The organism is Oribacterium sp. oral taxon 108 str. F0425 (assembly GCF_000214455.1).
In the GTDB taxonomy this organism is placed as follows: Bacteria; Bacillota; Clostridia; order Lachnospirales; family Lachnospiraceae; genus Oribacterium; species Oribacterium asaccharolyticum.
This window is the reverse complement of record NZ_AFIH01000001.1, coordinates 2369237-2393644: the sequence shown is the minus strand read 5'-3', so window position 1 is coordinate 2393644 and position 24408 is coordinate 2369237. Positions and strand designations below refer to the sequence as shown.

20 protein-coding genes are annotated in these 24408 nt (G+C 46.1%); 18 read left to right on the top strand and 2 right to left on the bottom strand.

Annotated elements, in window-relative coordinates; genetic code table 11:
• Positions 1-14 precede the first annotated feature (14 nt).
• The 14 genes from HMPREF9124_RS10810 (at position 15) to HMPREF9124_RS10750 (ending at position 17287) form a co-directional block, all read left to right on the top strand.
• Complete coding sequence (locus HMPREF9124_RS10810) at positions 15-848, top strand: sugar phosphate isomerase/epimerase family protein (protein WP_009427907.1); 834 nt, start codon at positions 15-17, stop codon at positions 846-848.
• Positions 849-869: 21 nt separating this feature from the next.
• Entirely contained in the window at positions 870-2114 is a 1245-nt protein-coding gene (locus HMPREF9124_RS10805) for an ROK family protein (RefSeq protein WP_175282434.1), read from the top strand.
• A 58-nt stretch (positions 2115-2172) separates the two neighbouring features.
• Positions 2173-3240 carry a Gfo/Idh/MocA family protein gene (locus tag HMPREF9124_RS10800; RefSeq protein WP_009429835.1) on the top strand — a complete coding sequence of 356 codons (1068 nt, stop codon included), beginning with the start codon at positions 2173-2175 and terminating at the stop codon, positions 3238-3240.
• Positions 3241-3379: 139 nt separating this feature from the next.
• Positions 3380-4492: a galactose ABC transporter substrate-binding protein gene (locus tag HMPREF9124_RS10795; RefSeq protein WP_009427794.1), complete on the top strand. Its 1113-nt coding sequence runs from the start codon at positions 3380-3382 to the stop codon at positions 4490-4492.
• A gap of 74 nt (positions 4493-4566) precedes the next feature.
• Positions 4567-6075: a sugar ABC transporter ATP-binding protein gene (locus HMPREF9124_RS10790; protein WP_009429878.1), complete on the top strand. Its 1509-nt coding sequence runs from the start codon at positions 4567-4569 to the stop codon at positions 6073-6075.
• A gap of 74 nt (positions 6076-6149) precedes the next feature.
• Positions 6150-7115: an ABC transporter permease subunit gene (locus HMPREF9124_RS10785; protein WP_009429431.1), complete on the top strand. Its 966-nt coding sequence runs from the start codon at positions 6150-6152 to the stop codon at positions 7113-7115.
• A gap of 411 nt (positions 7116-7526) precedes the next feature.
• Positions 7527-9230, top strand: a complete 1704-nt coding sequence (locus HMPREF9124_RS10780) for a M3 family oligoendopeptidase (protein ID WP_009429908.1) — start codon at positions 7527-7529, stop codon at positions 9228-9230.
• Positions 9230-9385 (top strand): hypothetical protein, encoded by a 156-nt coding sequence (locus HMPREF9124_RS12435; RefSeq protein WP_009429150.1) that lies wholly within the window; start codon positions 9230-9232, stop codon positions 9383-9385. The genes HMPREF9124_RS10780 and HMPREF9124_RS12435 overlap by 1 nt, the downstream gene beginning before the upstream one ends.
• A complete protein-coding gene (locus HMPREF9124_RS10775) occupies positions 9385-9795 on the top strand; it encodes a hypothetical protein (protein ID WP_009428628.1) in 411 nt (136 codons plus the stop codon). The genes HMPREF9124_RS12435 and HMPREF9124_RS10775 overlap by 1 nt, the downstream gene beginning before the upstream one ends.
• Before the next feature lie 94 nt (positions 9796-9889).
• Positions 9890-12211 carry an ABC transporter substrate-binding protein gene (locus HMPREF9124_RS10770; RefSeq protein ID WP_009428685.1) on the top strand — a complete coding sequence of 774 codons (2322 nt, stop codon included), beginning with the start codon at positions 9890-9892 and terminating at the stop codon, positions 12209-12211.
• Between the two features lie 138 nt (positions 12212-12349).
• The gene (locus tag HMPREF9124_RS10765) at positions 12350-13336 is read left to right on the top strand and encodes an ABC transporter permease (protein ID WP_009429656.1); all 987 of its coding nucleotides are present in this window, start codon (positions 12350-12352) and stop codon (positions 13334-13336) included.
• Positions 13337-13350: 14 nt separating this feature from the next.
• Positions 13351-15024, top strand: a complete 1674-nt coding sequence (locus tag HMPREF9124_RS10760; protein WP_009429136.1) for an ABC transporter permease — start codon at positions 13351-13353, stop codon at positions 15022-15024.
• Between the two features lie 15 nt (positions 15025-15039).
• Positions 15040-16179: an ABC transporter ATP-binding protein gene (locus tag HMPREF9124_RS10755; RefSeq protein WP_009428264.1), complete on the top strand. Its 1140-nt coding sequence runs from the start codon at positions 15040-15042 to the stop codon at positions 16177-16179.
• 73 nt (positions 16180-16252) lie between these two features.
• A complete protein-coding gene (locus tag HMPREF9124_RS10750) occupies positions 16253-17287 on the top strand; it encodes an ABC transporter ATP-binding protein (protein WP_009427788.1) in 1035 nt (344 codons plus the stop codon).
• 73 nt (positions 17288-17360) lie between these two features.
• Here HMPREF9124_RS10750 and HMPREF9124_RS10745 read toward each other — a convergent pair whose 3' ends face one another.
• Positions 17361-18455, bottom strand: a complete 1095-nt coding sequence (locus HMPREF9124_RS10745) for a polysaccharide deacetylase family protein (RefSeq protein ID WP_242821588.1) — start codon at positions 18453-18455, stop codon at positions 17361-17363.
• A gap of 465 nt (positions 18456-18920) precedes the next feature.
• On the opposite strand from HMPREF9124_RS10745, the gene eda reads away from it, so the two are divergent.
• The 4 genes from eda (at position 18921) to pepI (ending at position 22829) form a co-directional block, all read left to right on the top strand.
• Positions 18921-19565, top strand: a complete 645-nt coding sequence (gene eda / locus HMPREF9124_RS10740; RefSeq protein WP_009429476.1) for a bifunctional 4-hydroxy-2-oxoglutarate aldolase/2-dehydro-3-deoxy-phosphogluconate aldolase — start codon at positions 18921-18923, stop codon at positions 19563-19565.
• Positions 19566-19688: 123 nt separating this feature from the next.
• Positions 19689-20711 (top strand): sugar kinase, encoded by a 1023-nt coding sequence (locus HMPREF9124_RS10735; RefSeq protein WP_009428956.1) that lies wholly within the window; start codon positions 19689-19691, stop codon positions 20709-20711.
• Between the two features lie 114 nt (positions 20712-20825).
• Positions 20826-21932: a M24 family metallopeptidase gene (locus tag HMPREF9124_RS10730; RefSeq protein ID WP_009427818.1), complete on the top strand. Its 1107-nt coding sequence runs from the start codon at positions 20826-20828 to the stop codon at positions 21930-21932.
• Between the two features lie 9 nt (positions 21933-21941).
• The gene (pepI, locus tag HMPREF9124_RS10725; RefSeq protein ID WP_009428857.1) at positions 21942-22829 is read left to right on the top strand and encodes a proline iminopeptidase; all 888 of its coding nucleotides are present in this window, start codon (positions 21942-21944) and stop codon (positions 22827-22829) included.
• A gap of 399 nt (positions 22830-23228) precedes the next feature.
• Here pepI and HMPREF9124_RS10715 read toward each other — a convergent pair whose 3' ends face one another.
• A complete protein-coding gene (locus tag HMPREF9124_RS10715; protein WP_083816320.1) occupies positions 23229-24047 on the bottom strand; it encodes an Abi family protein in 819 nt (272 codons plus the stop codon).
• Between the last annotated feature and the right edge of the window lie 361 nt (positions 24048-24408).

Sequence of the window (24408 nt, the reverse complement as noted above, 5' to 3'; positions counted from 1 at the left end):
AATAGGAGGAAGCAATGAATATCGGCTGTATAGTTCGTTTGGAAAGAGATCCGGATATTGAAAAGGAAATGAAGAATCTTGCAGGGCTGGGGCTTCACAGTTGCCAGGTGGTCTCCTGGGACAGAAAGTTTTTCAATACGGAAAAAAATGCGAAAAGAGTGAAGGATGCGGCGGAGAGCCTGGGAATTACGATCACTGCCTTTTGGTGCGGCTGGGAAGGCCCTGCTTTCTGGAACTTTACGGAAGGCCCCATCACACTGGGGCTGGTTCCTGAGGCTTATCGAATGGAACGTCTGCAGACTTTAAAGGAAGGATCCTATTTTGCGAAAGACCTGGGGGTTTCCGACCTCATTACCCATGTCGGGTTCTTACCGGAAAACCGACATGACCCCTTGTACGCGGGAACGCTTGCGGCTTTGAAAGACCTCATGAAGGTTTGTGAAGCGAATCGGCAATATTTTCTTTTTGAAACGGGGCAGGAAACGCCGATTACTTTAATGCGAATGATTCAGGACATCGGATCGGACTATTTGGGAATCAATCTTGACCCGGCAAACCTCCTCCTTTACGGGAAGGCCAATCCCGTGGATGCCGTAGACATTTTCGGAAAAAAGATTCGCGGTGTACACGGAAAGGACGGGCTCTACCCGACTTGTCCGGGGGAACTTGGACGGGAAACTAAAATTGGAGACGGAAAAGTCGATTATCCGGTATTTTTAAAGAAACTCTTTCAACTGGGCTATCAGGGAGATATTACGATAGAACGGGAAATCTCCGGAGAAGAACAGATTCGGGACATCCTTTTTGCCAAACAGTATCTTTCCGACTTAATCGGGAAATTGGAGTAAAAGTCTGACAGCGGGTCTTTCATGAGAACAATGCAACAGATTAAGCAAATTGATATACGAGAGCAAAATTTAAAAAATGTATATGACTACGTCTTGCACAGTTCCGGTGCGTCCAGAGCAAAAATTGCCAAAGCGCTGGGACTGAGCAGGCCCTCCAGCTCCTCTTTGGTAGATGAACTTCTTTCCATGGGAGCTCTTTTTGAGGACGGAAAAGAGGAGGGGGAGAGAGGGGTCGGAAGAACCCCGATTGTTATCCGGGCGGATTTTCGAAGACATTTTTGTATCGTGCTGTTTTGGAAGCCCAAGCGGATTTCGGCAAGTGTTGTTTCCATGGCACAGGACAAGAGCGGAGCGGAGAGAGTTTTGGAAAGTCTGGAATGCCCCGTTTCCTCTGCAAAGGAATATGGCAAACGCTCTCTCAGTCTTCTTTCGGACTTCAAAAATAAATATGAAAAAGTGTATGGAAAAGACAAGTATCTTGGCAGTGTCCTGGTTCTTCCCGGGATAGTTGATCCCTTAAGAAGAGCTGTTTTATCCCACCCGCTCGGGATAGATCTGGAGACGGGAAGACGGATTATTTCGGAAATAGAAGAGAGCGGAGAGAATTCCGTCGGCATATTGAACGATAACGCAATCCTGGGCTATGCGGCCATGCAACGATTGAACCTGCAGGAAAAAAACTTTCTTTATATTAACCTTTCCACAGGAATCGGTGCGGCTTACTTTATGAAGGGAGAGATTTTCGGAGATGCCGGAGGCAAGCTGACACAGTTTGGGCACATCATCGTCCACCCGGGAGGGAGTTTATGTTCCTGCGGATCGCGCGGGTGTCTGGAAGCGGAAATCGGGGAGCACGCTTTACAAGAGCAATTTGCATCCTATTTCGGAAAGGAAGAGCTTAAGCCCCTTTTAGAGGGGGAGCTTTTACGAAAAATCATAGACGGAAGAAAAAAGGCGGAGGGAGTCTATACTGCGGTGAAGGAGAAGTTTCTAAAAGACCTATCCCTGGCCATTTCCAATGTTTCCACCATGGTCTTTCCGGATTTGATTCTTCTCGGCGGTTTCTTTTCCCTATGGGGAGAGGATTTTTTGGAGGAGCTGAAGGCGGAGATCAATCGTATCGGCTTTTCCTATATCATGCAGGACCTGCATTTGTTGTACAGTAAAGAAGAGAAGGAAGAACTTCAGGCAGCTGCCGCGGACTATTTCTTTTCCCGCTATTTTCATTTTACGGAGAGAAAGATAGAGGGAATTCACTTGGGATAATGGGAAAAATGCTTTGCAGAGGTTACAATATTGGCAAACTATAGATTGGGAGGGGAAAATGGATAAGTTAAAGCTTGCGATTGTGGGTTGCGGGAGAATTTCCGATTGTTACCGGGATGTTTTTCAGAAGCTCTCGGACAGTGTCAGCGTGGTCTATGCGGTAGATAAGGACATAGAAAAGGCAAAAAACTTTGCGGCGGATTTTTCCTGCCGCTATACCGATTGCTATGAAGATATCCTGGAGGAAGAACTGGATGTGATTCACCTCTGTCTTCCGCACTATTTGCATAAACCATACAGCGTGCTTGCATTGGAACACGGAAAGCATGTCCTTACGGAGAAGCCGATGGCAATGAGCTTGCAAGAGGCGGATGAAATGCTCGAGGCGGAAAAGCGGAGCGGAAAGCTTCTGGGCTGCATTTTTCAAACTCGCTATAATGAGTCGGTTTCCATCTTAAAGCGACGCTTGGAAGAGGGAATTTACGGAAAACTCCTTACGGCAAGTTCGATTCTGACCTGGAACAGACCGGATTCTTATTATACGGGGAGCGACTGGAAGGGGACCTGGGAATATGAGGGAGGCGGAACGATTATCGATCAAGCCATTCACAGCATCGACCGGGTTCGCTATATTGTCGCGTCCGATGTGGAATGGGTAGAGGCCTCCATTTTTAACAGAACCCATCCGAAGCTTTTTGTGGAGGATACGGCAGAGGCGCAGATTCAGTTTCAAAACGGGGTGAAGTATCACCTCTTTGCCACCAATACCAACGGCTTCGATACGCCGATACAAATTGAGTTCTGCGGTGAAAAGGGGAGATGCGGCTTGATACAGGATATGGGTTACTCCTATCTTGGGGAAAAGTATGAGGAATTCCGCGAGGTTAAAAAAAGCGTTACCGTGGGAAAGGATTACTGGGGCAGCACCCATATTATGCAGTTGGAGGATTTCTATCGTGCGGTAAGAGAAGGCGGAAAGCCTTTGGTGGATGGAGTGGAAGGACGAAAAACCTTGGAGCTGGTGAAAGCCATCTATCTTTCCGCAAAGTACAGAAAACGAATTTATCTTCCTTTCACGGACGAAAAACTCACGAAGGAGGAAATGGGGAAAATCCTCTTTTATTAAAAAATTGATCCATAGGGAATAAAAAATTTGGAAAGAAATTCTAAGATACAGGAAAGAAATCTCTATTTTTTTTCGGGCGAGGTACGCCTATAATCTCCTCAGATATTAAATGACTCTTAAACAAGGGGAGGAGAGAAAAATGAAGAAAATTTTAAGTGTTTTAACGGTTTCCGCTATGGCGGTTTCCATGCTGGCAGCCTGCGGAAATTCCGGAAGCACGGCTACAACCACGAAGGCGGCAGAGGATGCAAAGGAAACCACTGCAGCAGCCGACAAGGCAATGGCTGAGACCAAGGCTGCCGTAGAAGCAATGAGCGGAGATTTTTCCGATAAGAAGGTCGGCATCTGTATCTACCAGTTCTCAGACAATTTCATGTCCCTGTTCCACAATGAGCTGGTAAGCTATCTTGTATCCAAGGGATTCAAGGAGGAGAATATCAAGGTTGTAGACGGAGCAAATGACCAGGCAACACAGACCAACCAGATTCAGAACTTCATCACCGACAAGGTGGATGTTCTCATTGTTAACCCGGTTAACTCTTCTTCCGCAGCAACCATCACCGATATGGTGCAGTCTGCAGGGATTCCTCTGGTTTACATCAACAGAGAGCCGAGTAAGGATGAAGAGAAGAGATGGGAAGACAATAAGTGGAATGTTTGCTATGTAGGCTGTGACGCTCGTCAGTCCGGTACTTTCCAGGGCGAAATCATTAGAGATATCGGAATGGATAAGCTGGATATGAACGGAAACGGTAAGGTAGATTACATCATGATCAAGGGTGATCCCGAGAATATCGATGCACAGTACAGAACCGAGTATTCCGTAAAGGCATTACAGGATAAAGGTATGGAAGTAAACAAGCTGGATGAGCAGGTTGGTAACTGGGATCAGGCACAGGCACAGTCTCTGGTAGCCAATGCACTGGCAAAGAACGGCAAGGATATCGAAGTTGTTTTCTGTAATAACGACGCTATGGCTCTTGGCGCATTGCAGGCTATCCAGGCGGCAGGAAGAACGGTTGGAAAAGACATTTACTTAGTAGGTGTTGATGCACTGTCCGAGGCTTGCCAGAATGTACTTGCCGGCACACAGACGGGAACCGTATTCAACGACTTCCTTACACAGTCTCACTCTGCGGGTGATGCAGCAATCAATTATCTCGCCGGGAAGGAAAACGAGCATTACATCAAATGTGACTATGTAAAGGTTACAGCAGAAAATGCGAAAGATATTTTGGCTCTTTTAAAGTAATGTTTTAAGGAAATGAAGGAGTGAAGCTGCAAGCCTCTCTCCTTCATTTTTTTATAAAAGAAATGGAGGACTAGATGACAGAATTCAAATTGGAAATGAAAAATATTTCAAAGTCATTTCCGGGTGTTAAAGCGCTGGATAACGTACAGCTTTCTGTCCGTCCGGGAACGGTTCATGCCCTCATGGGGGAAAATGGAGCAGGAAAATCCACTTTGATGAAGTGCCTTTTCGGCATTTACAAGATGGATCAGGGGGAAATTTTTCTGGATGGGAAGAAAGTGGAAATCAACAATCCGGATGAAGCGATGGAACACGGCGTAGCCATGGTGCACCAGGAGTTGCAACCGGTGCTTGCACGTTCCGTTTCGGAAAATATGTATCTTGGAAGATTTCCGGTGCATAAGTTTGGTCCTCTGCAGGTTATTGATCATGGTAAAATGCACCGGGAAACCAAGAAATGGCTGTCGGAGTTGGGGTTGGATTACAATGTCAAGGCGCCACTCTCCTCTCTTTCCATCGGACAGATGCAGATGGTGGAGATTGCCAAGGCGGTTTCCCACGATGCGAAAGTCATCATCTTCGATGAGCCCACTTCTTCTCTTTCCGATAAGGAGGTGGAATTCCTCTTTAAGGTGATGGGAGATTTAAAGAAGAAGGGCGTGTCCATGATTTACATCTCCCACAAGATGGATGAAATTAAGCGCATTTCCGATGACATCAGCATCATGCGAGACGGCACTTATGTAGGAACCTGGAGAGCGGAAGACATGACTACGGAGCAGATTATTGCGAAGATGGTAGGTCGTGAACTCACCAATATCTATCCGGAACACCGGCACGAAATCGGAGAGACCATCATGGAGGTGGAGGATTATACCTCGATTCATGATAAATCCTTCCGCGGTATCACTTTCTCCATTAAAAAAGGAGAGATTCTCGGCTTCGGCGGTCTTGTCGGGGCACAGAGGACGGAGCTTATGGAGGGAATTTTCGGGATTCGCCACATCACGAAGGGAAAGCTGAAGGTTCACGGCAAGGAAGTTCGTGTCAGAAGGCCGAAGGATGCGATGAATAACGGCATAGGCATGATCACCGAAGACAGAAGAGGAAACGGCATTTTCGGCTGCCTTTCCATTAAGGATAATGTCGGGGTATCCATTTACAATAAATTCTTAAAAGCCGGCATTATGCTTGATCATCCTGCCATCAATAAGGTGGTTAATGATAACATTAAGAGACTTTCCATCAAAACGCCCGGTATGAAGGAACAAATCGGAAACCTTTCCGGAGGAAACCAGCAGAAGGTGATTATTTCCAGGTGGCTTGCCAAGGATCCGGATATTCTGATTATGGATGAGCCCACAAGAGGAATCGATATCGGTGCCAAGCACGAGATATATGAAATCATGGAAGAGCTTGCCAAGCAGGGGAAGGCGATTATCATGATTTCCTCCGAGATGCCGGAGCTCCTCGGTATGGCAGACCGAATCTGTGTAATGTGTAACGGAAAGCTCACGGGCGAGCTGAACAATAAGGAAGAGATGACACAGGAAAATGTCATGAACTTCGCAACGATGTTTTAGGGGAGAAGGAAAATGCAAAAGACACAAAAACAAAAATAACGGATTTTCTGATTAATAACGGAGTCATTATCGTTATGTTTATTCTGGTCATCTATACGGGACTGACCAGCAAGAACTTCTTAACACCGGATAACGGACTGAACCTTCTCGCCAATATGTCTTACCGTCTGGTTATTGCACTCGGGATTGCAGGCTGTGTAATCACGGCGGGTTGTGACCTCTCCGCGGGACGTATGATCGGTTTCGGTGCCTGCATTGCAGGAACCTTACTGCAGAAGGTGGAGAATTCCGGGAGATTTTTTGCGCAGCCGCAGTGGGAGCATTTCGGGAACGGGATTCTTTTGAAAATAACCCCGATGAATCCATTTCTTGTTTTGCTCTTGGTTATGGTAGTCTGCGCCGTCTTTGGAACGGTAACCGGTTGGTTTATTGCCTACCTTTCCGTCCCGCCGTTTATTGCGACCCTGGCTATGATGGAGATTATCTATGGTCTGGGACTGCTCTTTACCAATGCGACTCCGCTCGGAGGCTATATTGAAGGCTATACCGTTTTCTCAACCGGAAAATTCTTGGGCTTAAGCTATCTGATCTGGATGGCGCTCATTATGGCGGGAATCACCTGGTTTATCTTCAACATGACCCGTCACGGAAAATATATGTATGCCATTGGAGGAAATCCGCAGGCGGCAGAGGTTGCCGGTGTGCCGGTAAATATGACGCTTGTACTGATTTATGCAAAGGCTGCCGCGTTCTACGGTATGGCAGGCTATATGCTGGGAGCCAAGGCGGGAGGCGCTTCGGTAAACACCGGTCTAGGTTATGAGATGGAGGCCATTGCGGCCTGCGCTCTCGGCGGCGTATCCGTAACGGGCGGACGCGGTAAGGTATCCAGTGCAATCATCGGTGTAGCGGTACTCGAGCTCTTAAAGACGGCATTACAGTATCTGGGCGTGAATGCCAATGCACAGTACATTGCCATCGGTATCGTCATCTTTATTGCGGCATCTCTGGATATTCGAAAGTATCTTACCAAGAAGTAAAATCATCATACACTTTCTCATAAGAAGAAAGGGGCAGTAAAAAATCAAAATAGTTTTCTAAGCAATGTAGGTCTGAATTTGGGGCACGCTCTCGCTAGCTTCGCCACGTAGCGGATACTAAGCGAAAAACTTCGATTCTCTTGTTTTTCGCAAGTACCGACGGGCTCAGACTACCCCTCATTCAGACCTATATTGCCTAAAATCTATTTATTATTTTGATTTTTTACAGCCCCTTTCCGTTCTTGACGAGTATTGTGCATAGCGCCGGTATCTCGGTTATGGGCCGGGGGTCGTATGAAAGGGAGTAACACTGTCCTTTCCGTAAAAGCATTGACCGCGTAGGGAAAAGGTTTTATTATCAAATTGTTTGTGGAAAAAATTTTCTGAATCGAAGAGGACGGAGGATAGAATATGAAATTTAAAGAGATGCAGTATGAGCGGATTTCCGTGGAAAAAATAGCGGAAGAGACGAAGGCGCTTATAGAAGAATTGAAGGCTGCGAAGAGTTTTTCCGAGGCGGAGGAAGTTTTCTTAAGAATGGAAGCGATGCAGGGACATGTTGATACGATGTCCACCCTGACGCATATCCGTCATTCCATTAACACCGAAGACAAGTTTTATGATGAGGAAGAGAACTATTGGAACAATGCCTATCCGAAGATTCAGGAATATGGACAGGAATGGATTAAGGCGCTCCTCGCCTCTCCCTTTAAAGAAGATTTTGAAAAGAAATACGGCAGCATCATGTTTGTGAATGCCGAGATGACTTTAAAGACCTTTTCTCCGGAAATCATTCCGGATTTACAGAAGGAAAATGAGCTGGTTACCGCCTATGAGAAGCTCCTTGCGAGCGCGCAGATTCCTTTTGAGGGAAAGGTATACACCCTGTCTCAGATTACACCCTTTAAGAATGATAAAGATGATGCAAGAAGACTTTCCGCATGGAAGGCGGAGGGACAGTGGTATAAGGACAATCAACAGGAACTCGACAGACTCTATGATGAACTTGTTAAGCTTCGCGACGGCATGGGAAAGAAGCTTGGCTACAAGGACTTTACGGAGCTTGGCTACTACCGAATGAAGAGAAACTGCTACAAGAAGCAGGATGTGGAGAAGTTCAGAGAAGCGGTTCAGAAGTATCTGGTTCCGCTTGCGGCAAAGATTTACGAAAGACAGGCGGAAAGACTGGGGAAGAGCTATCCCTTAAGCTATGCCGATGCGGCTATTGAGTTCCGTTCCGGAAATCCGAAGCCTGCGGGAAATCCGGATGAGATTGTGGAAGCCGGAAAGAAGTTCTATGACTGGCTTTCTCCGGAAACCTCCGAATTCTTTAATCATATGATTCAGGATGAGCTGATGGACCTTCTTTCTACGAAGGGAAAGCAGGGAGGCGGCTATTGTACCTCCATTATGGATTATAAGACACCCTTTATTTTTGCAAACTTCAATGATACTCAGCATGATATTGAAGTCATCACCCATGAGGCAGGGCATGCCTTTGCGGCCTATATCAACCGGAACAGAGTGCCGGCTGAGACGATTTGGCCGGGCATGGAAGCCTGTGAAGTACACTCCATGTCCATGGAGTTTTTTGCGGAGGCCTTTTCCGAGGAGTTTTTCGGAAAGGATGCGAGAAAGTACAACTACTCGCACCTTGCGGGAGCCCTGACCTTTATCCCCTACGGCACGATGGTGGACCATTTCCAGCACATTGTTTATGAAAATCCGCACTTAAGTCCGGCGGAAAGACACGCCGAGTGGAAGAAGCTTGTCAAGATTTATCAGCCGTGGTTAAAGCTTGACGGCGAGATTCCTTTCTACAGTGAAGGGGAAGGCTGGCAGAGACAGCACCACATCTACTCCATGCCTTTCTACTATATTGATTACTGCCTTGCGCAGACAGTGGCACTGGAATTCTGGAATAAGATTCAGAAAGATCAGAAGGATGCCTGGAAGCATTATATGGACTATACCAAGCAGGGCGGATCCGTGGTATTTACAGAGCTCTTAAAGAACGCCGGTATGGAAAGTCCCTTCGAGGAAAGCTGCTTAAGAGGAATCTGTGAAACAGCGGCAAAGTATCTTTCCGACTATGACCTTACGGGGATAGAATAATGGGGATGTTTCAGTCCCCCTATGACCGTGGGGGTGTCCTTTCCAAAGAAGCGATAGAGGAACGAAAGAAGATTTATCGGGATCGGAGAAGCCCGGAAATCCGAAAAAAGAAAATATTCGCCTTTTTCTTTATTTTCTTCCGCTTCTTCCTCTGATGCTCCTGCCCGGCTTTTTTGCGAAGGCGGCGCTCTCCCGGATAGCCTATCTCATGTTGCCCTATGCCATGGAGGCGGTGGCGGTTGTTCTTACAACGGTGAGCTTCTTTTGCTTTCTCTATCTTTCCCGAGGCGGAAAAGTCCGGAGAGAAGACGGCTCCTTCGCGGAAGGCGCAATTGACGGGGGAAACTACCGGAAATATTTTCAAAACCTGCAGGGGAGGGCGGCGGTATCCTGTATTCTCGGAATCGGATTTTTACTTATAGAAATTTTCTATTTACTGCTTGCGAAAGAGGAAAAAAACTACGGTTTGGAGTTCGGGATTCTTTTAATACAGCTGGGATTTATTGTGTTTTCCCGTGTGTTTTGGCTGAATCTGAGTCGGGTAATTCGTAATTGGACGTTGTGAAATAGCTTTTTTTACTTTATAATGAACCAGATATTTTATTTATAGCGGGTATCGTGAGTCTATGATATCTCGTTTACAGAAGGGAGATTGTACTATGAAAATGAGAAAAAAAGTCATTGCTTCCCTGCTTGCGGCAGTGATGGCCACCTCACTTCTTGCCGGCTGTTCCAAAGGCACAGCGGAAAAGAAGACGGATGATCAGAAGACGGATCAGAAGAAGGCCGGAGATACGAAAGCCGATGCTTCCGGTGCCATGGTCTTTGCTACGGATGATTTCAACGCGAAATTCTCTCCGTTCTTTGCGGATACCGTTCCCGATCAGACCATTAACGATCTTGTCAGTGTCGGCCTTCTTACTATGGATAGAAGCGGTGCCATGGTGTACAAGGGCATTGAAGGAGAAAAGAGAGAGTATAACGGGAAGGAATATACCTATAACGGCATTTCCGACCTTACGGTAACCGAGAACAGTGACGGAACCGTATACTATGATTTTACGATGAAGGATGGCTTAAAGTTCTCCGACGGAGAGCCGCTTACCGTAGACGATGTTATTTTCTCCATGTATGTATATGCAGACCCCACCTATGACGGAAATGCTTCCTTCTTCTCCCTTCCCATTCAGGGCATGAAGGAATATAGAAGCGGTGTGGACACACTCTTTAACCTGATTCTGGCTGCCGGAGAAGAGAACAAGGACTTCTCCAAGTGGACGGAAGAGCAGCAGAAGACCTTCTGGACAGACTATAAGAGCGCGGTAGACGCTTTTGTAAAGGAAATCGTAGACCTTTGCGTGTCTAACGGCTCTAACAAGGAAGGGGATTCCATTGCGGCTTGTGCGGCAAATTACGGCTATGAAGGCTTGAAAGAGGACGCTACGGCTATGGATTTCTTCAATGCCATGCTGGCAAAGTATGACGGCAGTGTGACGAAGATGAGTTCCGCAGAGAGTGCCGGAACCCAGTTTGCCGATCTTATGCCGAGCTATAAGGAGTTTTCTGTCGGTGTAGAGACGGGAGAGTCCGCACCGAATATCAGCGGTATCCAGAAGACCGGCGAGAACACGCTCCGTGTTATCGCAACAAAAGTGGATGCGCAGATGATTTATCAGGTGGGCGGCATTAACGTAGCTCCTCTTCACTACTACGGCGATAAGGCGCAGTTTGATGTAGAGAAGAATCAGTTCGGCTTCCCGAAGGGCGATCTTTCCATGATGAGAGAGAAGATTTCCAAGCCGCTCGGTGCAGGCTTCTATGTTTTTGAAAAGTATGAGAACGGTGTTATTTCCTTCACGGCAAATGAGAACTACTATGACGGTGCACCGAAGGTAAAGAACTTAAGAGTAAACTATGTAACGGAAGCCGACAGATTAAACTCTATCCTGGCAGGAACCGTGGATATCGCTACTCCTTCCTTCACGACGGAAGTGGCAGATGCCATCAAGAAGGCAAACAGCAACGGAGAGCTCTCCGGCGATAAGATTCATACTGTAGCGGTAGACGCTTTAGGCTACGGCTATATCGGTATCAATACCCACAATGTTTCCGTAAATAAGGAGCCGGGAAGCGATGCTTCGAAGAACCTTCGTCGCGCTTTCGCAACGATTTTCTCCGTATATAGAGACCTTGCCATCAGCACCTATTACGGAGACAGAGCAAGTGTCATTAACTACCCGATTTCCAACACTTCCTGGGCAGCTCCGCAGCCTACCGATGACGGCTATGAAATCGCATTCTCCAAGGATGCACAAGGAAACCCGATTTATACTTCCGGCATGAGCGATGAAGATAAGTATGCAGCAGCGAAGAAGGCGGCTCTCGGATTCTTCGAAGCGGCAGGCTACACCGTAGAGAACGGAAAAGTTACTGCAGCACCGGAAGGTGCAAAGATGGAATATGAAGTTATGATCGGCGGAGGCGGAAACGGTGACCATCCTTCCTTCATGATCTTAACCGAAGCAAAGAAAGCCCTTGCCGATATCGGCATCACCTTAACCGTAAACGACTTATCCAACACTTCCGACTTGTGGAACAAGTTACAGGCAAGACAGGCCGAGATGTGGTGTGCGGCTTGGAACTCAACACCGGATCCCGATATGTACCAGGTTTATTACTCCGACGTTGCAAACGGCGGAAAAGAGCCGGGCGGTTCCAACTACATGTATCAGATTGAAGATCCGAAGCTGGATGAAATGATTATGCAGGCCAGAGAGTCTACCGATCAGGAATATCGTAAGACGATGTACAGAGCTTGCCTGAATGACATTGTAGATTGGGCTTGTGAAGTTCCAATTTACCAGAGACAGGAAGTAACCACTTTCTCCTCTCAGAGAATCAATATCGATACCATTACACCGGATATGACATCCTTCTATAAGTGGTTTGCAGAGATTCAGAACTATCAGCTGGCGAAGTAAAGTAGCGGAGTTTAGTCCGAGAATCATGTTTCGGGGGATAACCGCGTTCCTTAAGAGATTAAGGGAATGCGGTTTTTCCCCATACTAAGCGGATAAAATGCGGGAGATTTACCGCCTATTTGGAAGAGCAGGTTTGTAGTGAAAAAGTATATTATCAAACGATTATTATGGTCTGTGTTGATTTTATTCATCGTGGCCTTTTTGCTTTATATTTTGATGAGAAGTCTTCCTACCTCTTATCTGGAACAGATTGCCAGACAGAAGTCGCAGCAACCGGGTTCCAAGACCTTTGAGGAATGGATGCAACAGCTCGAAGCAACCTACGGAATGGATAAGGGGATTGTTCCGGGCTTCTTTGCGTGGCTTTCCAAGGCCGTTCGAGGGGACTTCGGCGACAGCTGGAAGTATACCGTACCGGTAACTCGGAAATTCACCGAGGTTGTAGGTATTTCCTTCTGGATGGGCCTGATTGTCATGGTTTTGGAGATGCTCATTTCCATTCCGCTCGGAATCATTGCGGCAACCAAGCAGTATTCCGCAACCGACAATGCCATTTCCATTCTTGCTTTGGCAGGAATTTCTCTTCCGACCTTCTTTACGGCATCCTTATTGAAACTCATTTTTTCCGTAAAGCTCGGTTGGTTTGATTTAAACGGTCTGGTGGGAAGAAATTATGATTTCCTTTCCCCCATGGGGCAGAGAATGGATGTTGCCATGCACCTTGTGCTCCCGATTATCACCCTGCTGATTGCCAGCATCGGTGCCTATATGCGATATATCCGAACGAATATGCTGGAGGTTTTAAGCTCCGACTATATTCGTACGGCAAGAGCAAAGGGTCTTTCCGAGCGTCGTGTCATTTATCATCACGCTTTCCGAAATACCCTGATTACCCTGGTTACCATCTGGGGAACCTCCCTTCCGGGGCTTTTCTCCGGTGCCATGATTACGGAGCAGCTTTTCTCTATCCCCGGTATCGGATACACTTCTTATCAGGCTATGATTTCCGGAGACATTCCGTTCTCCATGTTCTACCTGGTATTTATTGCAGCGTTGACTTTGGTCGGGAACTTAATTACCGATATTTTATACGCGGTTGTTGATCCCCGTGTTCGTATTGCGTAGGAAGGGAGGGAAAGATGTCTGAGATGGAAAAAAACACAGTAGATGAATCTACTATGTCAGCCGGTACTGCGGACGAAAAAGCAGTAGTGAAAGATGCTGTAGTAGAACAGAAAGTGGAAGAAGCTGTAACAGCGGATAGCAGAATCGATGAATCTACTGCGGAAAAAGAACAAAGCAAGGCGGAATACTCCCTAAACGATGACCGTCGTGTCAAAACCCTTTCTCCCGGAGCTATGGTGGCAAAGCGTTTCTTCCGAAACCGCATTGCGGTATTCGGAATGATTATCTTGCTTGCTATGTTCCTCTTTTCCTTTTTGGGCGGAGCGATTTCTCCTTATAAGGAGTCTCAGCTCTTCTATAGAAAGGATGTACAAAGCCAGAAGTATGCCGGTGTAAAAGTAAACACCGAACTTCGTTATCAGCAGGCGGAAAAGGATGCTTTCCCCGCCCTTGCGCAGGCACAGTTTGTTTTGGCAAAGGGAAAGAAACAGACCGAGTTCTCCGCAGGCGATAAAACCTACAACTATGAGGAAGCCGGAAAAGACTTTTATATTATCAGTGTAAAGGGAAGCGCGACTCCCGTCGCCTTTGCCGCAGTGGACTTGGTGACAGCTGCCGGTGCGGAAACACCGAGTTTTAACGAGCAGTTAAATATCCTGAAGGCATACAGCAATAAAGAAAGCTCCTTCACTCTGGACGGGGTAAATTATACTATTTCAGATGACGGTACCGTAGAAAAAGACGGAACGGTTTATGCAACGGCAGGACGTTATGTCATCAACACCATTATGAGTGATATCCAGTTGTCAAAGGAGTTTAAAGAGAAATTGCTGTCTGAGATTCAAGCGGACAGTAAGAGCTTTACCTATCAGGATGCGGACGGTAAAGAATCCGTATACAACATTGAATACGATGCACCTTCCAAAGCCTACAACATCAGACAAACCAGAGAGCAGATGGTCTATGATACCTATTCCTCACCGAGTAAGGCACATCCGCTCGGAACCGATAAGAACGGAATGGATATGCTGACGAGACTGATGTATGGCGGAAGAGTATCTCTCTATATCGGATTTGTCGTAGTTATCATTGAAACCTTAATCGGTATGATCATGGGCGGAATTTCCGGATACTTCGGCGGATGGATTGATAATTTGATTATGAGAGTGGTGGATGTGTTCTACTGCATTCCGACTATTCCTATTTATATCATCATTGGTGCCGCAATGGATGCAATGCGTGTCGATCCGAAGCTTCGAATGTTCTATCTGATGATCATACTCGGCTTCTTCGGCTGGCCGTCCATCACAAGACTTGTCCGCGGACAGATTTTGACGCTCCGTGAGCAGGAGTTCATGACGGCAACGGAAGCAACGGGTATTAAGCCTGTACACCGTATTTTCAGACACTTACTGCCGAACGTTATTCCGCAGCTTATTGTAACTTGTACCATGAGCCTCGGCGGAGTCATCCTTACGGAAGCGGTTCTGTCCTTCCTGGGACTCGGTGTAAAGTTCCCCTTCGCTTCATGGGGAAACATCATTAACGATGTAAACAACACGTATGTACTAAGTAACTATCTATTTATTTGGGTTCCAGCCGGAGTTTGCTTACTCTTAACGGTACTTGCATTCAACTTGGTGGGCGATGGCTTACGAGATGCCTTTGACCCGAAGATGAAACGATAGAATCGAGGAAAAACTATGGCAAGAAATGACGGTTATCTTTCCGCGAAAGAATCCCGGAGGATATCGAAAGAAAATAAAGCAATTACATCCAAGCTGGAAAAGAAACGTACACGGAGAAATGTTCCGGAAAGTGAATATCTTACGGAAATGAAGAATCCGGCCAATGCGGTAGAGTTTGAAAACCTCCATACCTTCTTCTTTACCGATGCGGGAACCGTAAAGAGTGTGGACTCCGTAAGCTTTGATGTTCCTTTAGGAAAAACGGTCGGCGTTGTAGGAGAGTCCGGTTGCGGAAAGTCCGTAACCAGCCTTTCTCTCATGCAACTGTTGCAGCGTCCCCAGGGACAGGTTGTGGAAGGCTCCATTCGACTGAATACGGGTGAAAAGGTTTATGAGATTACGAAGACTCCTGAGCATATCATGCAGCATCTTCGCGGAAACTTCATGTCCATGATTTTCCAAGAGCCGATGACTTCCTTAAATCCGGTTTTCAGGATTGGAGATCAGGTCGATGAGGTCCTCCTCTTTCATGAGAATGAATACAATACAAAGGAAGCGATTAAGAAGAGAACCATAGAACTTTTGGAGATGGTTGGGATTGCAAACAGTGAGGGTGTCTATAAGATGTATCCTCATGAGCTCTCCGGCGGTATGCGACAGCGTGTTATGATTGCGATGGCGCTCGCCTGCAACCCGAAGCTCATCATTGCCGATGAGCCGACTACAGCACTCGATGTAACCATTCAGGCGCAGATTTTGGATCTCTTACGCGGACTAAAGGATAAGATTAATTCTTCTATCATGCTGATTACCCATGACCTCGGTGTCATTGCGGAGATGGCAGACTATGTCGTAGTCATGTACTCCGGACGTGTAGTGGAGGCCGGAACGGCAAAGGAAATCTTTGCCCATCCCGCTCACCCCTATACTATCGGACTTATGGCTTCCAAACCGGTAGTAGGAAGAGAAGTGGATAAGCTTTATTCCATTCCCGGTAAGGTGCCGAATCCGATTAATATGCCGAATTATTGCTATTTCCGAGATCGTTGTGACAAGCGGAAGCCCTGTTGCGACGGATTATATCCGGGCGAGATTTGGTTATCCGAAACACACAGAGTCAGCTGTTATCTCTATGATGAAGCACAGAAAGATTAAAGTCGGGAAAAGCGATTTTTGAGACGCTTCATAAAGAACCAGTTGTAGAGAGTTTAAAGAAGAAATCGAGGAAATGATGGAAAAAAGCGAAATGAAAGATTTCACGCCTATTGTTCACAATGAAGAGAATATTTTGGAAGTGAACGGGTTAAAAAAATATTTTCCGATTAAGGGCGGATTCTTCAATACCGTTGTCGGTCAGGTAAAGGCAATTGACGGAATCTCTTTCCATATCAAGAGAGGAACGACCATGGGTCTCGTTGGAGAGTCCGGTTGCGGAAAGACCACTACCGGAAGAGCAATTTTACGTCTCGGCGGAGAAAAGACAGCAGGACAGGTTCTCTTTAACGGAAGAGAAGTTTACGATATTCCGAAGAATGAGATGAATGAGATGCGTACCAAAATGCAGATCATCTTCCAGGATCCTTTCTCCTCTCTCTCCCCCAGACTTCCGGTCGGAGAAATCATCGGAGAAGCGGTGAAGGAGCATAAGCTCGTTCCGATGAATGAATATGAGGAGTATATTGATAAGATTATGGACGAATGCGGTCTGCAGCCCTTCCATAAAGGACGCTATCCACATGAGTTCTCCGGCGGACAGAGACAGAGAATCTGTATTGCAAGAGCTTTGGCTTTGAACCCGGAATTCGTAGTCTGCGATGAGCCGGTTTCCGCACTGGACGTATCCATTCAGGCACAGGTGATTAACCTTCTGGAGGATTTACAGGAAAAGTTTAAGCTGACTTATCTCTTTATCTCCCACGACCTTTCCGTAGTGGAGCATATTTCCGATACGGTAGGTGTTATGTATTTGGGGAATATTGTGGAGTTCGGCGATACCAAGGACCTCTTTGCCAATCCGCTCCACCCTTATACGAAAGCGCTCTTCTCCGCAATCCCGATTCCGGATCCGGAGGCTAAGATGAGTCGAATCATTCTGGAAGGAAGCATTCCTTCTCCGGCAAATCCGCCTTCCGGCTGTAAGTTCCATACCCGTTGCAAGGAGTGTATGGAAATCTGCAAGAACAAAGTTCCGGAAAAGAAGGATATGGGGAATGGTCATATTGTGTACTGCCACCTTTATGACGATGTAAAAGGTGAAGAATAAAAGATTAATAATACAAACCTGTTGAAGAAAATAGGGTGCCGCGTGATATGCGGCACCCTATTTTTTCACCATTCTACTTTTTCTTTCTAAAAGAACTGTAATTCTTTCCGGCCTGTAAGGAGACACCTCTTGCCTTGGCCAGCTCAGATACGGTAACCAGCTGATAGCCTCTTTCTTTCAGAGCGGGAACAATCTGCTCCGCGGCTTCCGCAGTCTGCTTGTAAATGGAATGCATCAGTATGACGTCTCCGTCCTTTACCTGCGTGAGCACAACATTGACCGTATTATGGGTATTCTTGGTCTTCCAGTCCAGTGTATCGATACTCCAAAGAATGGAAGGCTGCCCTGTGGAGGCTAAGGCAGACTTAACGCTGCCGCCGGTTGCTCCGTACGGAGGACGAACCAGGCTTACGGATTGACCGGAAAGCTTACGAAGAATGGAATTGGTCTTCGAAAGAGAAGTTTCGATACCGGCTTCCGAAAGCTTTGGAAGATTTTCATGTTTATAGCTGTGGTTTCCGATTTCCATTCCGGCATCGGCCATCCGCTTTACTGTAGAAGGATACTTTTCAGCCTGAGTTCCGACATAGAAAAAAGTAGCCTTGGCATTGTACTTCTGTAACACGGCTAAGATGCGGTCTTCATAGTTTCCGGGACCGTCATCAAAGGTAAGAGCCACCATGGGCTTTTTTGGATCGACATTTCCCTCCGTGGATACGGCTTTTTCAGGATTTACAGCGGCTTGCTCTTCCTGCGGATTTTCACCCTTTTTTACAACCGTAACCACTATTCCGTCAATGTGCTTTCCGACTCCGACGGGATTGCTGTCCTCCCCATTTTTCGCCCAGTTCTGCCACTCTCCGAGTACGGAAGTGCGATAGTACACATCATATTGCGATGCCAAGTCTCCGTTTAGGAAAATGCGAATGCCTTCGAGCGGCATCTCCTGTCCGTCTCCGACGACCTGCCCGTTTTCAAAGACGCTTGACCAACCGCTTCCGGAAATATTTGCCTGATACTGAACTGTACCGCTAAGCCCCTCGGGCTGATGCTTCAACAATACCTTCATTGCAGTGGGATAGCTATCGGTACGGCTCTGCCTTTGACCGTCATTACTGTAGGCGGAAAAGCCAAGGCCCTTATATTGCAAGCTATAGTAAGACTTCAAGCGATGTCCCGTATTTTCTTCCGCATAGCCTTTCATCGAAAAGAATAATAAAAAGCTGAAAAGAAGAAAAAGGGGAAAAAGAAAAAGATTTTTGTTAAGTCGGGAAGAAATCCCTTTGCAATAAGCCTGCCTCATATTTTTTCGAAACTCCTTTGCTGTTATTCATCTATCTTTCCGTTGCATGATTTTAACCCTGCAAGCCGAAAAGTATCTTTGTGCATAGCCAAAAGTATTTTTTGTGCATAGCCAAAAGTATTTTTGGTGCATATTGAATAGGACAAAATTTTTGACACTGAAGTTACAGTATACGACAAAAAGAAAAAAGAGAAAGATAACAAGAGAATTAAGGAAAATTCTTCTTTTTATTCTATATAATCGGAAGAATTTTTGATAGAATAAAACAATACGGTTAATCCTAAAGATAGTGGAGCAGGAAACCATACAGGGCCGAAAGGAGAAAGAGAAATGGACAGTATTGCAGAGAGAATCAGTGAGGTGGGGATTGTTCCGGTGATTAAGTTAAAGAATCCGGAAAGAGATGCCGTGAATTTGGGAAAGAGCCTTTGTAAGGGCGGAGTTCCGATTGGAGAGGTTACCTTTCGTGCAGAAGGGGCGGACACCGCACTTCGCCTGATGAGTGCGGCAATCCCGGAGATGCTGCTTGGAGCCGGTACGGTGACCACTACGGAGCAGATTGACAGAGCAGTGGACAACGGCGCGAAGTTCATCGTATGTCCCGGCTTTGATGAGGAGCTGATTCAGTATGCACAGGAGAAAAATGTGCCGATTTATCCCGGAGTGAGCTGTGCGAGTGAATATCATAAGGCTTTAAAGTATGATTTAAAGGTTTTGAAATTCTTCCCGGCAGAGCAACTCGGCGGCTTAGCCATGATTAAAGCCTTAGCGGGTCCCTTCCCCATGTTTAAAATCATGCCCACCGGCGGCATTTCTCTAAAAAATTTAGGAGAATATTCTGCCTCTCCTCTCATTTGCGCTTGTGGCGGAAGCTATATGGTAAAGGATAAGATGATTGAAGAAGGAGCTTGGGATGAAATTACAAGACTCTGCGAAGAATCGGTTGCCATTATAAAAGAAGCAAGAAATGCATAAAAGAAGCCGGAATTCATAAAAGAAGTAAGAGAAATGGAAGAGTAGATAGATTAAGAAAGCTGATATAAAGTAAGCAATCGGATAGTTTTAATAATAATCAATAGTGAAGACTTGGAGGTATTCATGGCAAAGGTAGTTTGTTTCGGAGAAGTGATGCTGCGCTTGCAGCCTTACCATTATGAGCGCTTTGTGCAGGCGGAAAATGTGCAGTTTACTTTCGGCGGAGCGGAGGCCAATGTGGCTGTTTCGCTTGCGAATTTCGGAGTCGATGTTTCCTATGTTACGAAGCTCCCCGCTCATATGATCGGGCAGGCGGCAGTCAATTCTCTCAGAAGATATGGCGTGGACACCGGAAAGATTGTCCGCGGGGGAGACAGAGTCGGGATTTATTTTAATGAGAAGGGGGCCTCTCAGCGCCCCAGCATTTGTACCTACGATAGAGCGCATTCCGCGATTTCCGAAGCAAAGAAAGAGGACTTTGACTGGGAGAGTATCTTTAGCGGTGCGGAGTGGTTCCATTTTACCGGAATCACCCCTGCCTTATCTGAAAATGTTCTGGAGATTTGTCGGGAAGCCTGCCAAGTCGCAAAGAAGAAGGGAATCAAGATTTCCTGCGATGTCAACTACCGCAGTAAGCTTTGGACGAAGGAGGCGGCAAGAGAAGCCATGACGGAGCTTAGCGAGTATATTGACCTGATTCTTATTAACGAAGAGGATGCGAAGACCGTCTTCGGGATTCAAGCGGATAAGACCGATGTGCATAGCGGAAAGTTGAATAAAGAGGGCTATGAAGAGGTGGCGAAGAAGTTAATGGAACAGTTCCGCTTCTCTGAAGTGGCTATCACGCTTAGAGAGAGCAAGAGCGCCTCGGATAATGACTGGTCGGGTCTCCTCTATGACGGGAAGGAATGTCTCTTCTCAAAGGTCTATCCCGTGCATATTGTGGACCGTATCGGCGGTGGAGACAGCTTTGCGGCAGGGCTCATTTACTCTTTCTTAAAGGGAGATGACAGTAGAAAGGCACTGGAGTTTGCGGTAGCGGCTTCCGCCTTAAAGCACAGTATTGAAGGAGATTACAACATGGTTACCGTTCCCGAAGTCGAGAAGCTTGCGGGCGGAGACAGCTCCGGAAGAGTACAGCGATAAGGCAAGGCGGAATGCAAAAGGGCGCTTAAGAAGAGGCTACTTAGCGGAACGCAAAAAGGTGCTTAAAGAAGAAAGTACGGTAGACAAGGCAGGCATTTAGAAATAGAGGAAAATATGGATAGAGAAAAATTAAAGAGAATTTACAAAAAAATGGAAGAGAGAAATCTTTCCCAAATGATTATTACCGATCCTCCCGCGATTTTTTATTTGACAGGCAAATGGATTCATCCGGGAGAAAGAATGCTTGCCTTGTATATCAGTACCAAGGGAAAGGAAAGATTCTTTGTGAACCGCCTTTTCCCGATTGAAGAGGACCTCGGCGTAGAGATTCAGTATTTTGACGATATGGAAGACAGCGTGGAGCTGCTTTCCCAGGTGGTGGAAAAGGAAAGTCCCTTGGGTGTGGATAAGACCTGGCCTGCCCGCTTCCTCCTCCGCCTGCAGGAGCTGAAAGCCGCTTCCTCCTATGTAAACGGTTCCGTTATCGTGGATAAGGTGAGACAGATTAAGGATAAGGATGAGCAGGAGAAGCTGATTCAATCTTCTTTATTGAATGATGCGGTCATGGCGGAGCTCATTCCCTATGTGGTAAAAGGGCATACGGAGAAGGAATTAAATGCAATCGCGAGGGATCTCTATAAAAAGCACGGTGCGTCCGATGTTTCTTTTGACCCGATAACCGCTTACGGAAGAGGTGCGGCGGATCCGCATCATGAGACGGACGATACGAAGGGAAAGAGAGGGGACTGTGTCCTTTTGGATATCGGCGGGGTCCTCGATAACTACATTTCCGACATGACAAGAACCGTCTTCCTCGGAGAGGTCAGTGAGCGTCATAAGGAGATTTATCAGATTGTTCGAGATGCGAATCTTCGGGGCATTGCCATGGCAAAGCCCGGGAACAGGATGTGTGATGTCGACCTGGCCTGTCGAAATTATATTGAAGAAAAGGGATTTGGAAAATATTTTACCCACAGAACCGGACATTCCGCAGGAATTGAGGATCATGAAGTGGGTGACGTTTCTTCCGTAAATGAGGAGATCATCGAGGTAGGACAGTGCTTTTCCGTGGAGCCGGGCATTTATATTCCGGAGGAAAATACCGGCGTGCGTGTGGAAGACCTTGTCTTAATCACGGAAGACGGCTGCATGGTATTGAACCATTATCCGAAGGATCTTCTTATCGTAAAGGAAGACGGCACAACGGAAGTAGCAGAGTAGAGGAGAAAAATGGCAAAGATTACGGAAGGGATGATGCCCTATCTAAACTATGAAACATATTATCGGATTGTAGGGGAGAAAAACCCGAAGAAAGCACCTCTGCTCCTCCTTCACGGCGGGCCGGGTTCCACCCACAATTATTTTGAGCTTCTGGACGACATAGCGGATCGGGATCAGAGACAGATAATCATGTACGACCAGCTCGGCTGTGGAAAATCCTTCTTGGAGGGAAGACCCGAGCTTTGGACGAAGGAGACCTGGGTAGAGGAGTTGATAGAGCTTAGGAAACACCTCAATCTCGAGGAAATCCACCTGCTTGGACAGTCCTGGGGAGGCATGCTTGCCATTATTTACGGCTCGGATTGTGCACCAAAGGGCATTAAATCCATGATTCTTTCCAGTACGCTCCCCTACAACAGCGTTTGGGAATCGGAGCAAAAGCGCCGTATAGGCTATATGGGAAAAGATGTGCAGGAAGCCTTTCGGAAAGCGGAGGAAACAGGAAATTATGAAGCGCCGGAGTATCTTAGTGCGCTTAAGCTTTTTATGGAAAGATACTGCGCAGGGCCTTTCCCGGAGAGCAGTCCGGAGTGCCTTAAGAGAAAGAAAATAGTCGGAACGGAAAGCTATGTTTCCGCATGGGGACCGAATGAATTTACGCCGACGGGAAGTCTTCGTGACTATGACTATAGGGAGAAACTCCGGAGCTTTTCCTACCCGACCATGATTTTTAGCGGTGCGGAGGATCTCTGCTCACCCTATATCGCAAAGCTGATGTACGATGCGATACCGAATGCCGAGTGGGAGCTCTTTCCAAATTCCAGGCACATGTGCTTTGTGGATGAGCCGGAGAAGTATAAGGTGCTCTTAATCGATTGGCTGAATCGCCATGACTAAGCGGGAGTTAAAAGTGAATTCAAAAGGGGAAGAATCTTTCGGATTTCTTCCCCTTTTGAATTCTTTATGATTCCATCAATGGAATGATTCGTTCCGTTATCGTTTGAAAGCACTTCGTAAAGCCCGAGGTAAGAAACAGGAAAAGTGCCGAAGAACTCAACATCAGTCTCGAACATCTTGGCAATTCGGAAGTAGTAGAATTTCCCCTTTTCTGTTGATGGAGAAAATGCTATAGACAACTTTACATATAGCTACAATCCAGAAGGTGAATGCCAACCTGAGCCCTGATGTAAACCTCAAGGAATTAGTTTGGTTGCCCCAGGGGTAAATAAAAATAGGGCTCGATCCTAAGATAGAGCCCTTACAAAAGCAGTGCTGCTTTTTCGACGTGCCACTAGTTTAAACTATGGAGAACCAGTTGTCAATGACCAGTTTCAAAAAATTGAAATTCGCGGCAATTAACTGATTTGTGTTGTAATAGTCATCGTGCCTCATCATCCGATCTTTAAATGCATGTAATTTTTGAGTGGCCTTGTCGTGGACCCCTTTACTGGTTACGATTTCGTTATGGATGTAGAGAACATATATTAGCTCCTGCATCCGTTCATTCTGCATACGACGTCTACGGGAGGCAGATGAAAGCGAGGGGATTAATGCTAACTTTTGGATTACAGGATACTTGGGCTGATATGGTGCAGTACCTATATGGAAATCATTGATGAGGCAATCGTTGTGGGCACAGGCGTTTCGAACATTTTTACATCTGATCATGATGTAAAAGCGATCGCACATCGGTTTAGAGTTAAAACGTTTAGCACAAAAGAGATAGAAATCAAGGACTGTTCCAAAAGGAAGAAGTTCTAAAAAAACCCAAGCAGGGAAATCAGGATTATATTTATTATAGACATCTTTCGTGTAATAGCTATTCTGATTTTGCTGTAATTCTGATTGAATGTGTTGTTTTCTGTCGGTTTTCTGAGCATCAAGGAAATCCGAGACGATTTTATAACCGTCTTCATTATGACGCTCAATTTCTCCTAGAAGATCCATTTTTGCAAAATGCTCAATATCAAGTGTGAGTTGAATAAACGTGTATCTCAGTTCCATGTCGATAATGGCAAGATCTTGAAGATATCCAAAATCTAAATTTACATACTCGTCTATTGGATTTTGCTTTGAATCAAGTCGTTTATTATAGTTCTTACGGTAGGACGCCACACGGAAATAGTTATTATTTTTTTCATGTACTGTACGGCATCTTCCGGAGAAACGATATTGAACGTAATTCCCTTGCTTTTCATATGTTCAACAAGGTCCTGGGAGGATTTCATTGGCTTGGCAAGTGTACTCATAAGATAGTCGGACTCCATTAAAAATCATTTCACAATGTGTATGTGTCAATAATGAATTATTGATTCGGATGAGAAATTTGTTCTATTTTAGTCGGATTAACATGGACCGTCAAGGAAAACGGAGCGAAAAGAAGTAATTCCATGCCTGAAGGATATGGAAAATAATCTCAGTTTTTTAAATATAAGAACATCGTAGCGGCCAAACGAACAGGTACGCATCTTTTTGA